This window comes from Veillonella sp. CNR 79/14 (genome assembly GCF_003992185.1).
Lineage (GTDB): Bacteria > Bacillota > Negativicutes > Veillonellales > Veillonellaceae > F0422.
Genome location: NZ_RQVH01000016.1, coordinates 13,766 through 37,112, shown reverse-complemented (window position 1 = coordinate 37,112; position 23,347 = coordinate 13,766). Strand labels below are relative to the sequence as shown.

Genomic DNA, 23,347 nt, shown 5'->3' with positions numbered 1-23,347 from the left:
AACACAGTAGTTAAGCTCGTAAACGCCGAAAGTACTTGGCTGGAAACGGCCTGGGAGGATAGGAAGTTGCTGATTAAGAAAATAAAGAAGACGCCGAAAGGCGTCTTTTTTATTTTCTTATTCAATATATTATTTTGGTCTGGCCGTTTCCAGCCAACATGACTCAAGTAATATCTATGGAAGAATACCATAGGCCTGGGATCCCCAGTGAACCACTTTCATAGGAGCATAGCGACGCATGAAAGTGTGTGAATCGGGGAGTTCCTGGCGTAAGATTTTGAAGCCCGAAGGGCGCACAAAATCCACAGTCAGGAACACATAGGAAGTTGCAAATGATGATGTACGAGGAGAGCCGTTTCCAGCCAGATTGATCAAGTAGCAACTATGGTATACCTAATAAGGCCTGGGATAAGCAGGGCTCATGATTTAAAGGAGCAAAGCGACGCATAAATCATAGAGCATCGCTTAGTTCCTGGCGTAAGGTTTTAAAGCCCGAAGGGCGAATAAAACCCACAGCCAGGAACAAAGCAGGAAAAGGAAAATATAAAAAGATAAAAAAAAGAAGCGACGCATAAATCATAGAGCATCGCTTAGTTCGTAGCGTAAGATTTTGAAGCCCGAAGGGCGCACAAAATCCACAGCCAGGAACACATAGGAAGTAGCAAATGATGATGTACGAGGCAAGCCCTTTCCAGCCAATATAGAACAACATATGTGAAATAATGAAGATAATTTTACATAATGACAAATCAATCGTAACCTTGTATACTATATCTATTATTAAGGTAACTAAGGTGATAATATGATACATACTACACGTAATAATATTTTCAAAAAACCTAAAATAGAATTTTTTAATACCTTTGATCGTGAGGAATTTCTCCTATTAATTGTAAAAGGTATAGTCATAGGAATTGCAGCCGGCATAATTGGTTCCGCTTTCAGATATATCATTCACTGGGGCAATGAATATCGCCACGAATTTATGGCGACGGCAACGATGGAACAAATCGTGATTTGGGCGATGATTATGATGGTTCTTGGCTGGGGTTGTCACTTATTACTCAAGTGGGCACCCTTGTCTGGAGGTTCAGGAATACCTCAAATTGAAGGAGAAATGAAGGGGATTTTTAATATGAATCCTTTTCCTACGTTGGTATCTAAATTTTTTGGTGGTGCTTTTACAGGTATCGTAGGATTTTCTGTTGGGCGCGAAGGGCCTTCTGTGCAATTGGGTGGAGCTACAGGAAAACTCTTGTCGAATTGGTTTGGTAGCTCGTTACGTGAGGAGCGAATTTTAACATCTGCAGGGGCGGCAGCAGGTTTGACAGCGGCTTTTAGTGCACCAGTATCAGGAGCTATCTTTGTATTTGAAGAAGTGCATAAAAGTTTTTATCCTAAGCTTGTGATTCCTACATTTTCTGCTACCATATCATCTAACTTAATTACATCTTTAGTATTTGGATTAACACCGTCATTGGGATTTTCTGTTATGGAAAGTATTCCTATTGAGTATTTCACAACACTTTTCATATTAGGAGTTGCTGTGGGATGCTTTGGAGTTATTTTCAATCGTATGATTGTAGGAGTGAAGGGAATATACGATAGACTACCCATATCTAGAGGGTGGAAAATTTCTTTAACATTTCTTGGGGTAACTCTATTGGGCATAGATTCACAAATGCTGCTAGGTGGTGGTAATGATGTAGTGACCATGATGGTTGCTCATCAACAGACATTACAAGTATTGCTATACATTGTGATAGGTAAAATTGTGTTAACTTCTATTTGTTATGGTAATGGTGCACAAGGTGGTATATTTCTACCGATGGTTGTAATTGGATCAGCAGTGGGGGCATTGATGCATAGTATATTAGTAGAATTACACATGCTACCGAATGCCTTTGGAAGTAGTTTTATCATTTGTGGTATGGCAGGTATGTTAGCAGCCTCTATGCGAACTCCATTGTTAGCTATATTATTGGTACTAGAAATGACAAATAGCTTTCACAGTATTTACCAAGTAGGTACTGTAGCCATTATTGCTTATTTAACGGCTGAATTTATGAAAGAATTACCAATTTATGATAATTTATTACTTCGTATGAGCCAAGGCATTGTAGGAGCAGAAGAAGAGCAAACATTTTTCCAAACTCGTCTATCAGTCGTTTGCCCCTATGTAGAAACGATGCTGAAAGATATTGATATGCCAAGAGGATCTATGATTGTCAGCATTGATCGAGGAGGACAACCGATTGTACCAGTGGCCACAACAGTATTACAGTGTGGAGACGAACTATATGTGTCCTGTACAAAAGGTCAGTTAAAAGAAGTAAAAGAATTTTTTGGTCTTTAACATTTCTTATGGAGTTACGATAGGAGATATGCTACTATACATATAGGTACTAGTTGGAGTATTAAAACTTTGAAAGATGGCACATAATTAGTTACTATACTGTATTAGAAGCTATCTGAGAAACGTTTTCTAGTATGTTGGTTCCAGCCTATTAAGAGTAATAGACTGGCTGATGATTTTATATTAAATAGCATGTACTACAAAGAAAGGACCATACATATGGCAATGATGGAATTTACAGACCGCCCCCTAACAGTAGCGGTGATTACAGTGTCTGATACAAGAACAAAAGAGACAGATAAAGGTGGGGCCCGAGTTGAAGAATTAGCTCGCGAGGCTGGATTTGAGGTGGTATCTCGTCAAATTGTGACAGATACAATTGATGAGATTCAAGGAGCCATTCATCAGGCTTTCACTGGCAATTATGATGAAGAAGTTCTAGTTTTTGATACTTCCACAAATAATGCTGTACGAGCTTGGACTTATGTGAGTAATGTTAGTGGTGCAGATATTATTATTAGCACTGGAGGCACTGGTATTGCCAAACGTGATGTATCCATCGAAGCAGTGCAACCCTTATTGGATAAAGAAATTCCAGGGTTTGGCGAGTTATTTCGTTTTTTAAGCTACCGTGATGATATTGGAACGAAAGCATTGGCATCTCGTGCTATTGGCGGGGTAAAAGATCATACGATTTTATTTGCTATTCCGGGATCAGTAGGGGCTGTTACACTAGCCATGAAAGAATTGATTTTACCAGAAGTTAAACACTTAAAGCGAGAATTAATTAAATAGTGGATTAACGATAGCTATCTTTAGTAACTATGTATTATAGTAGTGCTAAGATAGCTATTTTTTTGCGCCCATAGATGTGATGTAAAGATAGTAAAGCAAAGCGGCAACAGGTAGAAGTCTTCTGAAAAATAGGCAATTATAACAATAGAGATATCTAAAAGAATAGCATTACGTATTAAAAGTAAAAAATGTATATAGGCTTTTGTAATTTGTATGCACAAGTGAATGGTAACGTGCTATAATGGAATTATCTAAATTACATAGTAAGTTATTGGAGGAAGTAATGGCTTTCAATTTAAAAGGAAAAGAAGAAAAGTTTTTCAGTATGCTCAATGACCATGCTGAGTTATGTCATGAGGCAGCACAATTGATGCAAGATGTGTTTGAAGGAGAAGTGGAGAAGCGAGAAGCTCTTCGCGAAATTGAACAAAAGGAACATGAGGCAGATGAATTGGTAGCGGCTACTATGGACCGTTTGCGTAAAACATTTATTACGCCAATGGATCGTGAAGACATTCAACTTTTGATTGATCAATTAGATAACACGATTGATAATATTAAAGAAATTATGGATAAAATGGTAATGTATCAAGTGCAAAGCGAACCAACTGCAGGAGCAATCCGTATGGCAGAAATCGTAGCTAAATGTTGCAAACACATTAAAAAATCTATTTCTTATATGGGGAGTTTAAAAAAGAACTATCTGAAAGTAGAAGGTCGTGCGTTAGAGGTGTTGCGTTTAGAAGCAGAGGCAGATGATATTTATCATGTGGAAATGGCGAAACTTTTTACAGAGTGCAGTGACCCTATTGAAATCATTAAGTGGAAGGAAATTCTTAGCTCCATGGAAGACGTTATTGATGGATCTGAGACTTTGGTAGGAACATTCCGCCGGGTAGTATTAAAGTATGCTTGATGGTTGGGTGATATGGGCCGTCGTTTTGCTCGCATTGGCCTTTGACTATATAAATGGATTCCATGATACTGCTAATGCAATTGCCACATCAGTATCTACTCGAGCCATAGCGCCAAAGACGGCTGTTATGATGGCAGCCACGTTAAACTTTTTGGGAGCTATGGTGAGTACGGGCGTTGCTAAAACGATTGGTGGAGATATTGTTACAGCCCCAGAGATGATTAACGGAGAAATTATTGTTGCAGCTCTTGTAGGTGCTATTTTCTGGAATCTCTTAACTTGGTGGTATGGGATTCCAAGCTCTTCTTCCCATGCCTTAATTGGTGGTATCATTGGTGCTGTGTTGATTTCTGTAGGCCCTGAAGCTCTGCAAGCTGGTGGGATTGGTAAGATTTTTATTTCTTTGGTGGCATCTCCTATTCTAGCGCTAGTATTGGGCTATATTGTTATGAAAATACTGCTGATCCTATTTGGACGATTTTCTCCAATTATCTTAAATGATCGATTTCGGAATATGCAATTAGTATCTGCGGCCTTAATGTCGTTTTCGCATGGATCTAATGATGCACAAAAAGCGATGGGCATAATTACGTTAACCTTAGTAGCTAGTGGACATTTACAAACCTTAGATGTACCTATTTGGGTTAAAATTGCCTGTGCTACAGCAATGGCATTAGGTACAGCAGCAGGTGGTTGGAAAATTATTGCTACTGTAGGTAGTAAAATTTTTAAATTAGAAAGTATTAATGGATTTGCAGCTGATTTGAACTCTGCTATTACTATTTTTACAGCTACATTATTGCATTTACCAGTATCTACTACACATGTTGTGAGTGGATCTATTATGGGGGTAGGTACAGCCATGCGTGTAAGAGCGGTTAACTGGAGCACTGCAAGGTCTATGGTATTTGCTTGGTTTATTACGATACCATTATCTGCAGGCGTATCTGCACTAGCTTATGTGATTATTGATACATTAGCACATATATAAAAAATGAAGAAGTTGTGAAGAAATAGGTTGCAACATTCTCAATAATTTCTTATAATAGAAACAAGAGATGCTCGAACGCTTTTGCACTCGAGCATTTTTTTGCAAGCTTAAAGTATACCTAAGTAGTGTACTTTTGATGACGGATAGAGTTTTATGAAGGATAGATAACAAAAGAGGAGGACTCATTGAAATTTAATCAAGCGACAGACTATGCATTTCGTATTCTTTTATATATGTCTACATTACCTTTTGGTACTCGTAAGGTAGGCTCAGAGTTAGCGCGTACTAGCAAGATTCCTGAACGATTTCTACTAAAAATTATGAGATATTTAGTGAATGCAAAATTATTGCACTCTTACCGAGGCGTAGATGGTGGATTTACATTGGCCAAAAAGCCTAAAGATATTAGTTTGTATGATGTGGTAACAGCGGTAGAAGGAGACACATATTTACAACATTGTTTATATGACTCTGAAAGTTGCTCTCGTGGCTGCCATGGTCAATGCGCCGTACAAGAGGCAGTTGGTAAAATTCAAGCTGTACTAATACAAGAGTTAAAAAATGTTGATTTCGAAACGTTAGCAAAACGTGAGCGTTCGATTCAAATATCATTGCACCATGTGGTATAAATTGTATTCAAGTGAGGAGGAATTAACATGATGGATGCAGTCTTGTTAGCTCGTTTTCAATTTGCATTGACAACGATCTATCATTGGCTCTTCGTTCCGTTTACGCTAGGTATGACAGTATTAGTAGCAATACTAGAAATTACTTATGTGCGTACGAAAAACGAAGTGTACAAAAAAATGGCAAAGTTTTGGGGAAAATTATTCTTAATTAACTTTGCAATGGGTGTTGTAACAGGTATCGTTCAAGAGTTCCATTTTGGAATGAACTGGGCGGAATACTCTCGCTTCATGGGAGATATCTTCGGAGCTCCTTTGGCGTTAGAAGCCTTAACAGCCTTTTTTTTAGAGTCCACTTTTATGGGGGCTTGGATTTTTGGTTGGGATAAATTATCCCCTAAAGCACATGCATTTGTAGCAGTGTTGGTAGCTATCGGAAGTAACTTATCCGCATTCTGGATTTTAGTAGCGAACTCATTTATGCAACATCCAGTTGGATATGCACTTCGTAATGGCCGTGCAGAAATGGATTCCTTTGCGGCTATCCTACAAAATGGGTATTTACCAGGTCAATATTTGCACATCTTTACAGATGGTATCTTAACAGCAGGTGTTATCATTGCTTCTGTTAGTGCATGGCATTTATTGAAGAATAATCACGTAGATTTTTACTCTAAATCTATTAAGTTTGGTTTAGGTGCAGCAGTAATTGGTGGTTTATTAGTTAGTGGCGCAGGTCACTTCCAAGGCCAAACAGTAGCCAAATTACAACCAATGAAAGTAGCTGCTTTTGAAGCATTGTGGGAAACACATGATCCAGCTCCATTTGCTATCGTTGCTGGCATTGACCAAGATGGCAAAAAGAACAATTTTGAAATTGGTGTACCAGGGGCGCTATCCTTTGTAGTTCATGATTCTTTCAAAGGCGAAGTAAAAGGTATCAATGACCTTCAAAAAGAAGCAGAACTAAAACACGGTGCAGGCGATTATGTGCCACATGTAACATCTATGTTCTGGTCTTTCCGTGTGATGATTTTAGCAGGTATCTTGATGCTTGTTACATCTATCGTAGGTTACTACTTGCATATGAAAGGCAAATTGCTTAATAACAAAGCAGCCTTAAAAGCGATTTATCATATGTTAGCCCTTCCATTCATTGCGAACTCCACAGGCTGGTATGTAGCAGAAGCGGGTCGTCAACCTTGGCTTGTATATGGCTTACAAAAAACGGCGGATGGTGCATCTAAAGTGGTAACAGCCCCAGAAATCTGGACAACAATTATCGGTTTTACAGCTGTATACGTAGTCATGGCAATTGCCGCAATCTACTTGGCAGTAAAACATATTCAAGCGGGGCCAGCGGGTAACCCAGCTCATGATGTGGTTGAACAAGAGGAGGCTACATTATGGAAATAATTACAAATAACTTAGAATTAATTTGGTTCATCTTAGTAGGTGTTCTATTTACGGGATTCTTCATTTTAGAAGGTCTTGACTATGGTGTAGGCATGTGGCTCCCATTCTTGGGTAAAACAGACCGTGAACGCCGCCAATTAATCAATACTATCGGTCCTGTATGGGACGGTAACCAAGTATGGATGCTCACCGCTGGTGGTGCTATGTTTGCATCCTTCCCACAAGTATATGCTACCTTATTCAGTGGTTTCTACTTGGCATTGTTCTTGATGTTAGCAGCGTTAATCGCTCGTGGGGTATCTTTTGACTTCCGCAGTAAAGATAAAAGCCCAACATGGCGTGCTGCTTTCGACTGGTGCATTTTCTTTGGATCTGCTATCCCAGCACTTCTTTGGGGTGTTACAGTAGGTAACTTGATCCAAGGTACACCTATCGATAAAGATATGAACTTTGTAGGTGGGTTCTTAGATTTATTGAGCGTATACACGATTCTTTGTGGCGTTGCCTTCGTGTGCGTATTCTTGTACCATGGTGCTTTATATGCATCCGTGAAAACAACAGGGGACATCTCTGAACGCGCTCGTGCAGCTGCATTAGTAGAAGGTGTGATTACAGCAGTAGGTGCGTTGGTATTGGTAGGAGCTACCTATGTATACACAGACCTATTCAACAGCACATTAGCTACCGTAGCATTTGCATTAGCTATTCTTAGCTTCTTAGTATCTTGGGGCTTTACACGTGCTCGCCAAACAGGTAAAGGTTTCGTGTTCAGTGCATTGACAATTCTATTTGTAACCCTTGCGTACTTTGCAGGATTGTTCCCTCGTATCATGGTATCTAGCATTGATCCAGCGTACAGCTTAACAATCATGAATGCTGCATCCTCTACGTATACATTAACATTGATGACAATCGTAGCGTGCATCTTCGTACCAATCGTATTGGCGTACCAAGCATGGGCATACTACTATTTCCGTCATCGTGTTACACAAGATGACTTACACTATTAATCTATAGTGATTTTAAAAGGGGCGTGATTACACGTCCCTTTTCTTGCATATGATAAGAATCGACTAACACGTATTCTGGAAAGGAGGTCCGATGATTCATCCCTTTGCTTGGCAATTAGTGAAATTGCATCCTCGTTCCTATGGAGGATTACTATTGTTTACCTTGCTTGGCACGGTAGCAACGTTAGGGCAAGCATATGCTTTTGCTTGTATTATTGATAGGCTAGTAGTACAAGGTGGAGATATATCTTTTGATTATATACTAGGATTAATGTTAATGATTTTTCTACGTATGGTTTGTACCCATGGAGAGCAGTGGTTGCGAGATCATATTGCAAGTGCAGTTCATGAGGACCTACGCAATCGTGTGCTACACCATATGTTATCTCAAGGGGTACGTCAATCCGAGAGTGCTGGTTCTATCACACATATATTGACTGATGGGTTAGATCATGTAGATGCTTATATGAGTCAATATATTCCACAAGTATTATATGCTGTATTGATTCCACTTATATTGTCTATTGCTATTATTAATTCTATCTCTTGGATTGGTTGGATTTTATTGCTAACCTACCCTTTGATTCCTTTTTTTATGATTCTCATTGGTAAGGAAGCAGATAAACTAAATAAGCAGCAATGGGAACGAATGCAATTCTTAGGAGGACATTTCCTTGACGTATTACAAGGTTTAACAACACTGAAAGTATTTGGTCGTGCCAAAGAACAGATTCATGTGATAGGTCGTTTATCTGGAGAGTTTCGCGATGCTACATTAAAGGTATTGCGTATCGCCTTTTTGTCTGCCTTAGTGTTAGAATTAATCGGTACAATAAGTACAGCCATGATTGCTGTCTACTTAGGGGTATCCTTAGTATATGGGGAAGTAGAGTTTTTACCAGCTTTCTTTATTTTGCTACTAGCACCAGATTTCTATGCTCCCCTACGACAGTTGGGATCTGCATTTCATACGGGTTTATCAGGTAAAGTGAGCCTTACAGCAGTGGAGGAGTATGTAACATCAGGTGTAGAAGTAATTCATACAGGTCAGAAAACACTTAAGGATCCGATTCAAACTATTGAGTTTCGGGATGTGGCATACGAATATGAAGAAGATCATGTAGGCTTAGCCACTTTTACAGGTGTATTGGAACGTGGCCGTTCTTATATGCTAGTTGGTGAAAGTGGAGCGGGTAAAACTACTATATCTAATGTGCTCATGCAATTATTAACGCCTACTAAGGGCCAAGTGACCGTAGATGGTTATGATTTACAAACCTTAGACAGTCAATGGTACCATGAGCAGATTGCGTATCTTAGTCAAACCTCATATATTATGAGTGGTACCTTACGGGAGAACTTACAATTTGGATTACCGGCGACTGATGAAACCTTATGGCAGGTTCTAGAACAAGTACAGCTAGCTGACTTTGTAGCTAATTTACCAAAGGGATTAGATACATTGATTGGAGAAGGTGGCTATGGATTGTCCGGTGGACAACGCCAACGATTAGCTTTAGGACGAACCTTGTTACGACCAGCACAAATCCTTATTCTTGACGAAGTAACAGCTCATTTAGATGTGGAAACTGAGCATCTAATCATGCAGGTATTGCATCAGTATGGGCAAGATAAAATCGTCTTGTATGTGGGGCATCGTGTGCAAACTATGAAGTATGTGGACATTTTATTTGTGATGCAAGAAGGGCGATTAGTAGAAGCTGGTAGTTATAGAGACTTAATCGTACAAAATGGATATTTTACATCCCTAGTGAATACCTATAGTAATCCTGTGATGCGGAAGGTAGTGGAGGAGACACTAAAGTCTGAATCCCCTAATCCAGCATTAGGAGCAGACTATAGCAGTGGCGATACATCGTACGATATAGTGCGACAAGTTGAAATAGAAACGTTACATAATACACATGCATCGAATATTAAAGAACATAATAAAATAGGAAATACGCAACAGAATATCCGTCGAGGCTTATGGTCACTCTGGAAGTTACTATCTGGGCATAAAGCCTTGCTAGTGGGTAGTGTAGTTTTTGCTATGGCTACGGTGCTTATGAATATTGGCTTACTTACTACGTCCACATGGCTCATAACGAAAGCCTCAGAGCATCCCCTATTAGTGGTGTTGAGCTTGGCAATTGTAGGAGTACGATTCTTTGGGATTAGCCGTGCCATCTGTCGGTATGGGGAACGTTATGTGTCGCATTCTATGGCTTTCCAAGGTTTATACGAATTGCGTATTGCCTTCTTTAAAAGATTAGAACCATTGGTGCCACGGATCTTTCAATCTATGAAAATGGGGGACCTCCTAGGACGGATTATGGCAGATATTGAGACGCTACAGTTTTTTTATTTGCGCACCTTAGTACCTAGTTTGTCTTTCATCGGTGTCACAGTACTGGGTTGTATCATAGGATACCAATTGCATCCGATAGTAGCTATGGTGATTGCATTGTACAGTATTCTTGTAGGCCTAGTGCTGCCAATGATCATTACCTATGTGCTACGGCAAGTCCCACCTATGCGATTACATACAAGAGGGCGTATGAAAGAGGAACTCATCGAATCTATTCATGGTGTGGTAGATATTATTATGAGTCATCAAGAAAAACGATTTGTACAGTCTATGAAAGCATCTTTTCGTGATTTTGATGGCTGGCAAAGTCTATGGAGTCGTGGCGTTCGTTGGAATCAGACTATCCTCTTAGGGTTAGCACAATCTGCCTTATTAGTAGGGATTATTGTTGGCCTATGGGTGATTGATGGCATTACCTACGGACCGCTATGGGTGGCGGTTATCGCTATTGGATTGCAGTCCTACTTTGAAGCACTACAACCTATGACAGAAGCATCCTTGCATGGCTATGAAAGCGCTTTGGCTATGGAGCGATTGGAACAGTTAGAAGGTCAACAGAAACAACAGAACCCATCAGTAGATAATGTGGGTGTTCATAGAAGTAGACTTGCTGATATACCTTCTGATAATGAACCTTTACAGGATGATAAAAATATTGAAATAGAAATTCCAATGATTCGTATGCAAGCTCTATCCTTTGCTTATGATGTACTGCCTATTTACGAGGGATTAGAATTGTCCATTCAAAAAGGTGAGAAAATAGCTATTGTAGGTCCTAGTGGGTCCGGTAAAAGCACATTGTTTGCGCTGTTACAAGGATGGTATGCATACAGTGGTACTATCTTTATTGATGGAGTTGATACAAGGGCACTTTCAGAGGAAGAATTGCAATCATATATGGCATACGCTACCCAAGATATCTATATATTCCATGCTACAATTGGCGATAACATCCGATTGGCTAAGCCGAGTGCTACAGATGAAGACATTTGGCAAGCCTTAGAAGCGGTGCAACTGGCGGACTGGGTACGGACGTTACCAAAAGGTTTGCGCACCATGGTCGGTCAAGGGGGCATGGGCCTCAGTGGTGGACAACGACAGCGTCTTGGTATGGCACGCTTGTATTTACGTGATGCAGAGATTTTGCTTTTGGATGAGCCACTAGAAGGATTAGATCAAGTCACACGGCACTTGGTACAAGATCAGTTGAGTACTTTGTTCCAAGGAAAAACTGTATTATATATTACACACCATATCGAACAACTTCATGAAATGGATCGTATTGTATTCTTAGAAGATGGATGCATTGTGGAAAGTGGAACTTATGAACGTTTATTAGCTTTACAAGGTCGATTCTACGAATACCATAGATTGAGCATGGAACGCATTTAGTATAGGTGGGGCTTTTCTTTCATTTGTAAGGGGACTATGATATAATTGTGATAACTATGAAAGTGTATCACTTAGATTCAGATAACCTACTAGATAGGAGATATATATGGGACAATTAGTTACAAAGCTGTTGAAATTAGCCAATACTGTAACTACACAAACACATATAGAAGCCCCACGTTTACCAGAGCAACTAGAAGATGGAAATACGCTCTACGATCATCGTATGCTATCCATTGAGGAAGAAGCGGTGAACCGTAAGATGCGATCAGTGGTGCGTAATCATTGGTTCTTTCATTCCATTATTTTTGAATTTGAACCAAACAATAAGGTATTCATGAATGTCATCACGAAATTGGGGAATGTCATCAATGTAGAATTTGATATTGATGATATTTGGTTTGATGATTATACATCTACCATTCAGCTTAAATTAGATGTAGCCAATGTAGATATGGGTGGTTTGTTTTTAAATATCATTACTCATATTTTGGGAAATTGGAGTTTGCATGTATTAGGGATGTTTTTTAATCCTTTCAGTATCGGTGATGATACATCATCTATGCGTTTAGAAAAGAAAGGTATTATTCGGTTTGACTTGTCACCAGATAGCCCTGTACGAGAGTTTATTCCTTGGCCACAGCGACCAAAAGATAGCGTAGGGCCGGTGCTATTAACAGCCATCAAATCGGGGCAATCTGTGCTGCAAGTGGAGTATTATGCATTCCATCAGAAGTTAGAAACCTATTTAGCTCCTGAAATGCCGGTAAAAACGAACTGGGTTCGCTCTATTGACATGGCGGCAGCTTTGTTAATGCCCATAGGGGTTTGGGTGAGCTTTATTATCTTGAACCATTACTTACCACATGAAGAGCTACAGGACTTTTCTTTCTCTACGTATTTCTTTATTTCCTTGAGCATTTTGCTATTCAGTTTTGTGGTCATGAATATTCCTCGTTATATTTACATGTATTTTGAAACGAGGAAAAAATGGCAATCTGTATTTGTGAGCAATAATATTAAGATCCAGATGCGACGATTACAACGACGTATTGCTATGCAGAAACAGGCTTTAGAGAACGATAAAAATGTTATGAAACGACAAGAACACATCGTGGAAATGTTGATGCAAATACGAGATAAACGATTCTTGGCACATCGATTGAAAGTGGCTGATGAAGACCGGGATCGGAAACAAAAAGTAAAGTTTATCATAGCCTATGTGCTGTGTACGTTCCTCGAATGGATGCTCCTTATACACTAAGCACTTATACTAGAAATGGTTAGGAGGGATATGTGAGACATAAAAACATGCTGCCGCAAATTGTTTTTATGTCTCACATATCCCTCCTTTTCAAATGTAGTAAGTGCTGAGGTAGGCGTCGCAAGGGAGTATGCTGTAGTAAATTGTTTTTTACAGACATATATCCCCCTTTTTTTATACAGTCAGTGCTAAGGTAGGCGTCACATGGGAGGATGCTGTCGCAAATTGTTTTTATGTCTCACATATCTCTCCTTTTTAAATGTAGTAAGTGCTGAGGTAGGCGTCGCAAGGGAGTGTGCTGCCACAAATTGTTTTTATGTCTCACATATCCCTCCTTTTCAAATGTAGTAAGTGCTGAGGTAGGCGTCGCAAGGGAGTATGCTGTAGTAAATGGAATATAAAAAGGACTGTACTTAGTGTTGATACACTTGGTACAGTCCTTTGTTTATTTTTTAACGTCTGGGACGTTGGTTGGGTTTGCTTTGAATGGTGTTTTCACCGGTGTGGATTTGCTTGGTTCTGGGGCCTCTATATTGGGATGCTCCCATTCTAGTTGCATGATGCGGAACTGGTGTTGGTTGGCGAAACGTTTGAGCTGCCAGTTGTCACGTTCTAGTTCTTTTAGTCGATCTCCGTGAGAGTTACTGATGTTTTCTAGGTTGGTCAAGCGATAATGAAAGGTATCACTGTGTTCCATGGTATGCTCTGTGTCAACTCGTTCTTTCAGAGCGTTGATTTCTAGTTGTTGTGACACCATCCAATAGGTTGTGCTTAGCACGTAGAGGATAATCCAGAACAGTGGCCTCTTTAGGAGAGGGCCTACTTTCAGAAGCAGATTACTCAGCTGTTTCATCATGGGTGTCGCCAGGAATCAATGGCAAGCGCGCCATCACAAAGTCTAACCATAAGCGGGAAGCATGAGATAGGTAATGTCCTTTTTTCCAAATAACGTGTAAAGTATGCATAATTTCAGGGTTTACTAAAGGACGTACCACAACGCTAGATCCTACTTTTGTATTTTCATCTTCCGTAGGGCATAGACGACTAGGTAATAAAGCGATTGCTAAGTGAGCGGCTACGGTTTGTAACATCAAATCGCGTTGGCTAGTTTCAAATACAATATGTGGTTGGAAGCCAACAGATTTACAAGATTTTACAATTTCATCATGAAGGTTAAAATCATCTTTATGTAACACAAAAGATTGATCTGCTAATTGATCAAGAGAAATAGATTCTTCTAGGGCTAATGGATTATCTTTTGGTAAGATAACGCTTAAAGGATCACTCGTTAAATAGAATGAGTCAAATTCTTTTGAATTTGGTTTTGTACAGATAATCCCAACATCGATAAGACCTTCTTGGACAGAAATTTCTATTTTTTTAGAACCATGTTCATATAACTCTAATTCGATTTGAGGATAGGTTTGTTTGAACTCACCTAATAATTGTGCAAAGATTGGAGCGTCTGTAACTGGTGGTAAACCAATTAATACAGAACCTTGTTCTAAGCGGAATTCGTTTTCGAAATCGATTTTTAAATGTTCAAACATGAATACAACACGTTTCGCATGCGTTAAAAAGATGGTGCCGCCATCAGTCATTTCAACAGATTTTGCATTACGAATGAATAACACAACACCTAGCTCGTCTTCTAATGCTTTTATAGTACGACTAATAGCAGATTGTGAAATGTGAAGATTTCTTGCGGCCTTGCTGAAACTTTTTTGATCCGCTACTTCTACGAAGTATTTTAAGTGATGAAAGTCCATAATGCACCTCTTAAATATGGTAATAACAAAAGCCCTCTTTTTTAGTATGCTATTTGAGCAATAAAGCATGTGTAAATGTAAATTGATAATCGCATAATTAGCAATGGATATAGTGTATATGGTATTGCGAAGTTCTCGTTCTCAATGTATAATGAAACCATAAGGCTATATCAATTTGTTCAAGAAGTAGAGTTACTACTTCACAAATTTGCAAAGAGGTACTATATAACTTATATATTATTACATTTTTGCAACATATGCAATCTTTTTAGAAATAAATGATTCATATTTCAAAAAACATTTTGATACTCAAGAGGGGAGGACTCATCCTGCGAGTGCACGGACAAGAGTCTATATACATCCCCCTATTTTGTATGTAACTACAAGTGTTAATTTTTATTTGCTTTAAGGAGGCTATTTTAACATGCGTAAAATGAAAACTATGGACGGCAACCAAGCTGCAGCACACGTAGCGTATGGTTTCTCTGAAGTGGCAGCTATTTACCCAATCACACCATCTTCTCCAATGCCAGAACATGTGGATGAATGGGCAGGACAAGGTCGTAAAAACTTGTTTGGTCATACTGTACAGGTTGTTGAAATGCAATCCGAAGCCGGCGCTGCAGCAGCAGTTCACGGTTCTTTACAAGCGGGCGCATTGACAACTACGTTCACATCTTCTCAAGGTCTTTTATTAATGTTACCTAACTTGTACAAAGTGTCTGGTGAGTTACTTCCAGGTGTATTCCACGTAGCGGCTCGTGCTATCGCAGCGCAAGCATTGTCTATCTTTGGTGACCATCAAGACGTTATGGCAGCTCGTGCTGCTGGTTGTGCTATGTTAGCAGAATCCTCTGTACAAGAAGTTATGGATCTTGCTCCAGTTGCGCATTTAACAGCGTTAAAAACTCGCGTTCCTTTCATCAACTTCTTCGACGGTTTCCGTACTTCTCACGAAATCCAAAAAATCGAAGTATTAGAATATGATGAATTAAAACCTTTAGTGGACCAAGAAGCGTTAGAAGCATTCCGTCAACGTGCGTTGAACCCAGATGCTCCTGTAACTCGTGGTACTGCTGAAAACCCTGATATCTACTTCCAACATCGTGAAGCTTCTAACCCATTCTACTTAGAAGTTCCAAATGTAGTAGAACATTACATGCATGAAATCAACAAAATCACTGGTCGTAACTACCAATTGTTCAACTACTATGGTGATGAAGATGCAACTGATGTAATCGTAACAATGGGTTCCTCTGCACAAGTAGCTACTGAAACTGTAGATTACTTACGTGCACAAGGCCGTAAAGTTGGTTTCGTACAAGTTCACTTATTCCGTCCATTCGCGACAGATCGTTTTGTAGCGGCTCTTCCAAAAACTGTAGAACGCGTAGCAGTATTAGACCGTACAAAAGAACCAGGTGCGTTAGCTGAACCTTTATTCTTAGATGTTCAAGCAGCACTTGTTCAACACAATATTAATGCTAAAGTATTCGGCGGTCGTTATGGTCTTTCTTCTAAAGACGTAATCCCAGCTGACCTTGTAGCAGTATTCGATAACATGTTAGCAGAAGCTGGCAAACGTTTCTTCACATTGGGTATCAATGACGATGTAACTAACTTGTCCTTAAACCGTGCTGAAGGTGTATCCGTAAAAACTGAAGGTTTAACTGGATGTAAATTCTGGGGCTTCGGTTCTGACGGAACTGTAGGTGCTAACAAATCTGCTATCAAAATCATCGGTGACCATACAGATATGTATGCACAAGCATACTTCGACTATGACTCCAAAAAATCTGGTGGTGTGACAATGTCCCACTTACGTTTTGGTAAAAATCCAATCAACAAACCATACTTGGTAACTGAACCAGAATTTATCGCTTGTCATCGTCAATCTTATGTTCATGAATATGATCTTCTTCGTGGTATTAAAAAAGGCGGTACATTCTTATTGAACTGTACTTGGTCTCCAGAAGAATTAGCAGAAAAATTACCTGCAAAACTTCGCCGTACAATTGCTGAAAAAGAATTGAACTTCTACATCATCAATGCAGCGAAAATTGCAGCTGAAATTGGTTTGGGTGGCCGTATCAACATGGTTACACAAGCTGCATTCTTCAAATTAACTGAAGATACAATCATTCCTATCGACAAAGCAGTTGAGTACTTAAAAGACTCCATTGAAAAAACATATGGTAAAAAAGGTGCTGACGTTGTTGCAATGAACAACAAAGCTGTTGATGAAGGTGTTGGGGCTCTTGTAAAAGTAGAAGTTCCAGCAGCATGGAAAGATGCAAAAGATTCCGAAGATACTTTCGAAAAATCTTCTTGCACAACTTGCCCAAGCTATGTGGCTAACATTGCAAAACCTGTTAATGCACAAGCTGGTTATGATTTACCAGTATCCGCTTTCACAGGCTATGAAGATGGTACATTACCTTCTGGTACTGCAGCATTCGAAAAACGTGGTGCCGCTTTATTCGTTCCTCACTGGATCAAAGAAAACTGTATCCAATGTAACCAATGTTCCTTCGTATGTCCACATGCAACTATCCGTCCTGTATTAGCGACAGCAGAAGAAGCAGCAGCAGGTCCAGAAAACTTTGAAACAATTCCAGAAATGATGACTAAAGGTGAATTGCAATTCCGTATTGCTGTATCTCCATTAGACTGCTTAGGTTGCGGTAACTGTGTAAACATTTGTCCAGCTCCTAAAGGAAAAGCAATCGAAATGCGCCCTATCGATGGCGAATTAGAATTTGCTCCAGCTTGGGATTATGGTGTAGCATTACCAACTAAATCTCACCCAATGAAACAAGAAACTGTAAAAGGTTCCCAATTCAAAACTCCATTGCTTGAGTTCTCCGGCGCTTGCGCAGGTTGTGGTGAAACTCCATACGCTAAATTGATTACTCAATTGTTCGGTGACCGTATGATGATTGCCAATGCAACAGGTTGTTCCTCCATTTGGGGTGCATCTATGCCGGCATCTCCATACACTAAAAACCAACAAGGCCAAGGTCCTGCATGGGCTAACTCCTTATTCGAGGATAACGCTGAGTTTGGTTACGGTATGTTCATCGGTACTGAAAAAATCCGTACACAATTAGCTGAAACTGTAGCTTCTATCGCTGAAACTGCTGATGAAGCAACTAAACAAGTTCTTGACTTATGGTTAGAAAAACGTCTTCAAGGCGAAGGTACTCGTGACCGCGCTAAAGCTGTGATCGCTGCTCTTTCCAAAGTAGAACAAACAGAAGCTGTAAAAGAAGTATTGGCTAAAAAACAATATCTTGTAAAACGTTCCCAATGGATCTTCGGTGGTGACGGTTGGGCATACGATATCGGTTTCGGTGGCCTTGACCATGTATTGGCTTCCGGTGAAGACGTTAACGTATTCGTATTCGATACAGAAGTATACTCCAACACTGGCGGTCAAGCATCTAAATCTACTCGCGTAGGTGCGGTTGCTCAATTCGCTGCGCAAGGTAAACGTACAAACAAAAAAGACCTTGGTATGATTGCTATGACATATGGTAACATCTATGTGGCTCAAGTTGGTATGGGTGCTGACATGAACCAATTGATGAAAGCATTAGCAGAAGCTGAAGCATATCCAGGTCCATCCCTAATCATCGCTTACGCTCCATGTATCAACCATGGTATTAAAGGTGGTATGGGTAATGCACAAGCTGAAACTAAACAAGCTGTTGCATCCGGTTACTGGGATCTATACCGTTACAACCCAGCATTAAAAGCACAAGGCAAAAATCCATTCAGCCTTGATTCCAAAGAACCTGATTACGAATTATTCGATTCCTTCTTAGGAAAAGAAGTTCGTTACACATCTTTGGGTAAAGCAGTTCCTGCAATGAGCAAAGAATTGTTAGAAATCAACAAACAATTAGCTAAAGAACGCCGTCAATCCTATGTTCGTTTACAAAAAGGTTTTGAAGACGAATTACAAGGCTAATCAATAGCGAAAGTAATATGGAAAGGCTCTCCTTCGGGAGGGCCTTTTTTCTGTATGTTATAGATTTTAGATTGACTAGTTACAAATAGGTAGATATGCATATAAACTTTTTTATATTAATCAGGATAATAGAATATAATATTAAAAGTGCGGTGTATCATAAAGAGTCTCAATAGAAACTATCTATTGGGACTTTCATAATTTTCAAAACTAAAGAGTTGCTATATTTGCTATGTAAATAAACAATAAATTATATAAAGGAGAGACTATGAAAGTCTTAGTAATCATATGTATGTGTGCATAGTCAATAGGAGTATTATGTATTATGATAATAAATGTAGTGAAAATAATATTCACATAGGTCAGTAAACTTGATATACTAAATATAACTAATACGCTGAGAGATTAGGTAAGGGGGCTATCATGAGTGATAGAATAGAAGAGAATGGAGGAAAAAAGCCAGAAAAGAGTTCTGTCAATCATACAACAAGCATAGATGATGGATTTATGGATGCTACTTTAGTGGGCACTTTTCAGGATATGGTACAGCGTTATGGTGGCGCGATTGGTGAACATCTAGTAGGTCTGACAGGAATGGATAATTTAAGAAATCATGAGTGGGTCCGTGGCTTATCGAAGATAGCTGACTCTAAGGTACATCCCGACTATGAGTATCAAAATATTCATCAACAAGTAGGATTTTCTGCAGAGGTGAAATCTGTAGTTCGTCAAAATGCAGAGGCACGTATTCAAGGAGATACGAGTCGCACGATGCGTACAGATGATTTAGGACGGGTGAATGATCCGCTTTATGATTCGGTTAAGTTAGATGAACAAGAGGCGATCATAGATGGTACAGGAACACAGATTAAATTTTTAGGCTATTCTGAAGGTGATCCTTTTAATGAAGGCAGTGCTACTAGAGCCTTTCAAAAACTGATGAGCGATAAGTTTGCGAAGTATCATGAGCATCATGTACTCATTGAAGTGCCGAAAGATCAATATGAGGGACTCTTAGCGGAAGCAGATAAGAAAATACAGGCACTGCATGAGCAATTAGCCCGTGTAACAGACCCAGAAGCGCGAGATCATTTGGAAATACAGCTGGACCGAGCAGAAGCGATTCGTCAAAATACTCGACAAAGTGTGGTAACTTCGGATGAAGCTGTATTTGCTAGGGAACATCCGTATCTATCGACAGCACAAGATATGGGGCAGATTATCCATAGTGCGGGAATGCAAGCTGCTGAGTTTGGAGCTATTATCGGTGGTTCTATGGCTGTCGTACAACAAACGGTAGCTTTACTAAAGGGGGAGAGTACTGGAAAAGAAGCGGCCATCAATATTGGGAAATCTACGATAAAACGAGCTGGGCAAAGCTATGTGGTAGGAGCTGGAGGTACCCTGTTGAAAGGTATTATGGAACAGGCTTCTAGTGCTAGCTTACGTGGTGCATCTATGACGGGGTTGCCACAGGCGATGGTGCAAGTAGGTATTACATCTTCCCAAGTGTTGTATCGATATTGTACTGGACAAATTGATGGACATACTTGTGTTCAGGAATTATCTTTACAAAGTGCAAATATGCTCTCTGCGAGCTTGTTTGCTGGTATAGGGCAAGTAGTAATTCCAATCCCTATTGTAGGTGGTATGCTTGGTGCTATGGCGGGCTATTCCATATCATCTGCGATGTTTGGTATGTTACAGCAGGCTTTCAAAGAAGAGGGGGTTGCCATTGATCGTCGTCAGGAGCTAGAAGTAGCTTGTATACAGTACGTGGCGCAAATGAAAGCTTATCGAGAGCAATTTGAAAGTGCCATCAATACATACTTTAGCCATGAAAAAGAGCAATTTAAGCAGGCTTTTATAGGAATGCAAGAGGGTATTCAAGTTAATGATACACAGTGGGTACTAGATATGGGGAATTGTATCATTGCTCATTTTGGTGGAATCGTGACATATAAAAATCAAATGGAATTTGATGCACTTATGGTATCAGATGAGCCGTTAAGAATCTAAAAACCCATAGTCAATGACAGAACTATAGACACAATTTGTAGCATTTTGAGGAAAGGAGATAGTTTATGCCAATACCATTATTATTAGCAGGTTTAGTGGCGCTTGCAGGAGGCATTACCTTAAAAAAAGGGATTGATGCAAAGGGAAAGTACAAGGAAGCTAAGGATATTAATGATCGAGCACAACGCTGTGTACAGAGGGCACAGCATTCTATGGACGAGGCACGGATAAAAGCTGGTGGAGCTATCGATGCCCTAGGCGGGTACAAAGTGAAACTGTTAGACGGTACAGTGAAAGACTTTTTAGATACAATGGAACAAATTAAGCATGTGGATTTGACAGGAGCGAAGGAACTAGATATATATGGTCAAACAAAGGAGGAAACATTTCAAGAATTACGAAATGTCCAATTGTTAGCGACCAGTATTGTACAAGGAATAGGTAGTGGTGTAGCCTCTGGTGCATTGGCTGCCTTTGGTGCTTATAGTGCAGCAGGGGCACTGGCAACAGCGTCCACAGGAACAGCAATAGGTAGCCTTTCAGGAGTGGCAGCGACCAATGCAACCTTGGCTTTCTTTGGAGGTGGTTCTTTAGCCACTGGTGGGCTTGGTGTGGCTGGTGGTGTGGCTGTCTTAGGCGGACTTGTCACGGTTCCAATATTAGCGGTAGCCAGTTATGTATTTGACTCTAAAATGAATCATTTTTTGGAAGATGCTAAATCCAATCGAGCAAGGTCTAAAGCCTTTGAAGAAGATATGAAGAGAGCTAGTATTGCTTGTGAGGTAATCGCAGAACAAGCAGATATGGTACGAGAGTTTTTGCAGCAATTAGAAGGATTATTACAACCATTAGTGGATACTATGAAGAAAATCATCCACCAGTCGGGCACAGACTATAGACAATACGATGCGAATGAAAAAGGGTGTATTGCTCAAACTGTGATAATAGTAAAAATAATCAAAGCTGTATTAGAACGGCGTTTATTAACAGAGGAAGGTTCATTGGACCAAGAGTCTGTGAAGCAGATTGCAATGATTAAGGAGGATATAAATGATCGTATATAGTACAAAATTAAAAGTAACAGATGATTTAAAGCCAAGAAGCTTTATTCGTGCTTTGTTAGACTGGCGTCAACATGTGGACTATCAAGCGTTTTCAGAGGCAGTTACGTGGGATGGGGTGGATATGAGTCCAGCTTGGGAAGAAAATGGACATACCCTCATGATAGAGCAATACGAGGATGAGGAGATTATGGCTGCTTTGTTTGAGCAGGCGCCAGATGAATCTGGACTGTGGAAAACAGAGGTGGTATTTAATACAAAGGAACATACAGTTTGTGTATTACAACACAAAAACTTTGATGAATCTATGTCGGAGACAAATCGTTATTTTTGGGCACCATCTATTATTAAATATCTAGTAAAAGGTGGATATATTGCTCAGGAGCATGGGGTACCTATCGGTCCAGATGTGATGGAGTGGTCGGAAGAGATTGAGACTAGCCTCTTGCAAGAACCGGTACATAGTGTATGTAATGTCGTTATCAAAGGTAGTCCAACTTTTATAGAGCGAATCAATATGGATAAATTGGCACTTAACTTAGAAGGTGTGGCACGTATTTTTGTAAAGTCAGATGACCAGGAAATGAACTCAGTGATTATTTATCACCATAAAAATTTACTACAAGCACCAGATGTAAAAGTGTATCATACTGACACAGAGATGAAGGCAGAAAAAGTTCGTCAGAGAGTTGTAGATATTGTGTGCGGTGAAATGAACTTAATTGATCGTAAGCCATTAGATAGTTGGTATGGTGTACAACAAAAGGTATTAGAGAAGAAAATAAAACAGTCCCTTCAAGAACGAATTGAATCAACCGAACTAGCAGAAATAGCAGTGAATGAAACAGCTACATTAGAGAAGAGACTGAAAGAGGCAGAAGCACAGGCAGAAAAATATTTATTGGATTATATGAATCTTCAACAAGAATTAAGTATACTACAATCTAGGATGAATAGTTCCAAGTCGGGACCAGCCTTGTTATATTATGGTAAAGAAGATGATATTTATAACGATGAAATTAGAAGCGCCGTGCTAAAAATTTTAGAGGACGTGCGCCAAGATCATAAGCCACAAGATGTCCATGCTAGCAATCGGATATACGATATCTGTAACGATATTATTACTTATAATGCACCACGCAAGAAGGATGCTTGGGATACCTATGACTCCTTAGATAGCTTATTTAGTAATTATCGTCGTTTCACTGATCGGATGAGTAATGAGCTTGCTTCCGTAGGAGCAGAGATTACAAAAGAAGGGGCTCATTTTAAAGCTAAATTAGGAGGCCAAGACCGCTATACTATCACATTATCTAGTTCGCCTAGCGATGTGAATGCAGGTAAAAGAACTGTGTCGGATATCAAACTGCGGTGGTTTAAAAAATAGA

The 23,347-nt window shown here is 39.7% G+C and carries 15 protein-coding genes; 13 read left to right on the top strand and 2 right to left on the bottom strand.

From position 1 onward, the window contains the following. The first annotated feature begins 802 nt into the window (after positions 1-802). The 9 genes from EO119_RS06185 to EO119_RS06145 all read left to right on the top strand — a co-directional run bounded on the left by EO119_RS06185 (position 803) and on the right by EO119_RS06145 (position 13,137). On the top strand, positions 803-2,356 hold the full coding sequence (locus tag EO119_RS06185; RefSeq protein WP_062403414.1) for a ClC family H(+)/Cl(-) exchange transporter: 1,554 nt from the start codon (positions 803-805) through the stop codon (positions 2,354-2,356). 219 nt (positions 2,357-2,575) lie between these two features. After that, positions 2,576-3,151 carry a molybdenum cofactor biosynthesis protein B gene (locus tag EO119_RS06180; protein ID WP_126941050.1) on the top strand — a complete coding sequence of 192 codons (576 nt, stop codon included), beginning with the start codon at positions 2,576-2,578 and terminating at the stop codon, positions 3,149-3,151. Between the two features lie 283 nt (positions 3,152-3,434). After that, the gene (locus EO119_RS06175) at positions 3,435-4,067 is read left to right on the top strand and encodes a DUF47 domain-containing protein (RefSeq protein ID WP_009354140.1); all 633 of its coding nucleotides are present in this window, start codon (positions 3,435-3,437) and stop codon (positions 4,065-4,067) included. Continuing rightward, positions 4,060-5,058, top strand: a complete 999-nt coding sequence (locus tag EO119_RS06170; RefSeq protein ID WP_009354128.1) for an inorganic phosphate transporter — start codon at positions 4,060-4,062, stop codon at positions 5,056-5,058. Before EO119_RS06175 ends, EO119_RS06170 begins: the two co-directional genes overlap by 8 nt. A gap of 185 nt (positions 5,059-5,243) precedes the next feature. Next, entirely contained in the window at positions 5,244-5,687 is a 444-nt protein-coding gene (locus tag EO119_RS06165; protein WP_009354142.1) for an Rrf2 family transcriptional regulator, read from the top strand. A 27-nt stretch (positions 5,688-5,714) separates the two neighbouring features. Beyond that, complete coding sequence (locus EO119_RS06160; protein ID WP_082717814.1) at positions 5,715-7,100, top strand: cytochrome ubiquinol oxidase subunit I; 1,386 nt, start codon at positions 5,715-5,717, stop codon at positions 7,098-7,100. Continuing rightward, a complete protein-coding gene (gene cydB, locus EO119_RS06155) occupies positions 7,091-8,110 on the top strand; it encodes a cytochrome d ubiquinol oxidase subunit II (RefSeq protein ID WP_062403412.1) in 1,020 nt (339 codons plus the stop codon). Before EO119_RS06160 ends, cydB begins: the two co-directional genes overlap by 10 nt. Before the next feature lie 91 nt (positions 8,111-8,201). Beyond that, positions 8,202-11,873, top strand: a complete 3,672-nt coding sequence (gene cydD / locus EO119_RS06150; RefSeq protein WP_126941049.1) for a thiol reductant ABC exporter subunit CydD — start codon at positions 8,202-8,204, stop codon at positions 11,871-11,873. Positions 11,874-11,979: 106 nt separating this feature from the next. Beyond that, positions 11,980-13,137 carry a hypothetical protein gene (locus tag EO119_RS06145; protein WP_126941048.1) on the top strand — a complete coding sequence of 386 codons (1,158 nt, stop codon included), beginning with the start codon at positions 11,980-11,982 and terminating at the stop codon, positions 13,135-13,137. 445 nt (positions 13,138-13,582) lie between these two features. Here the strand turns inward: EO119_RS06145 and EO119_RS06140 are convergent, their stop codons facing one another. Beyond that, complete coding sequence (locus EO119_RS06140; protein ID WP_126941047.1) at positions 13,583-13,915, bottom strand: hypothetical protein; 333 nt, start codon at positions 13,913-13,915, stop codon at positions 13,583-13,585. Between the two features lie 58 nt (positions 13,916-13,973). Continuing rightward, positions 13,974-14,906, bottom strand: a complete 933-nt coding sequence (locus tag EO119_RS06135) for a LysR family transcriptional regulator (RefSeq protein ID WP_009354144.1) — start codon at positions 14,904-14,906, stop codon at positions 13,974-13,976. A gap of 424 nt (positions 14,907-15,330) precedes the next feature. Here EO119_RS06135 and nifJ point away from each other — a divergent pair, with 424 nt between their 5' ends. From nifJ to EO119_RS06115, 4 genes are all read left to right on the top strand, one after another. Continuing rightward, positions 15,331-18,879, top strand: coding sequence for a pyruvate:ferredoxin (flavodoxin) oxidoreductase (nifJ, locus tag EO119_RS06130; protein ID WP_126941046.1), 3,549 nt, complete (start codon positions 15,331-15,333; stop codon positions 18,877-18,879). A gap of 423 nt (positions 18,880-19,302) precedes the next feature. Continuing rightward, positions 19,303-20,898, top strand: coding sequence for a hypothetical protein (locus EO119_RS06125; RefSeq protein WP_126941045.1), 1,596 nt, complete (start codon positions 19,303-19,305; stop codon positions 20,896-20,898). A 65-nt stretch (positions 20,899-20,963) separates the two neighbouring features. Then, the gene (locus EO119_RS06120; RefSeq protein WP_126941044.1) at positions 20,964-21,962 is read left to right on the top strand and encodes a hypothetical protein; all 999 of its coding nucleotides are present in this window, start codon (positions 20,964-20,966) and stop codon (positions 21,960-21,962) included. Further along, positions 21,949-23,346, top strand: coding sequence for a hypothetical protein (locus EO119_RS06115; RefSeq protein ID WP_126941043.1), 1,398 nt, complete (start codon positions 21,949-21,951; stop codon positions 23,344-23,346). The genes EO119_RS06120 and EO119_RS06115 overlap by 14 nt, the downstream gene beginning before the upstream one ends. The last annotated feature ends 1 nt before the right edge of the window (position 23,347 follow it).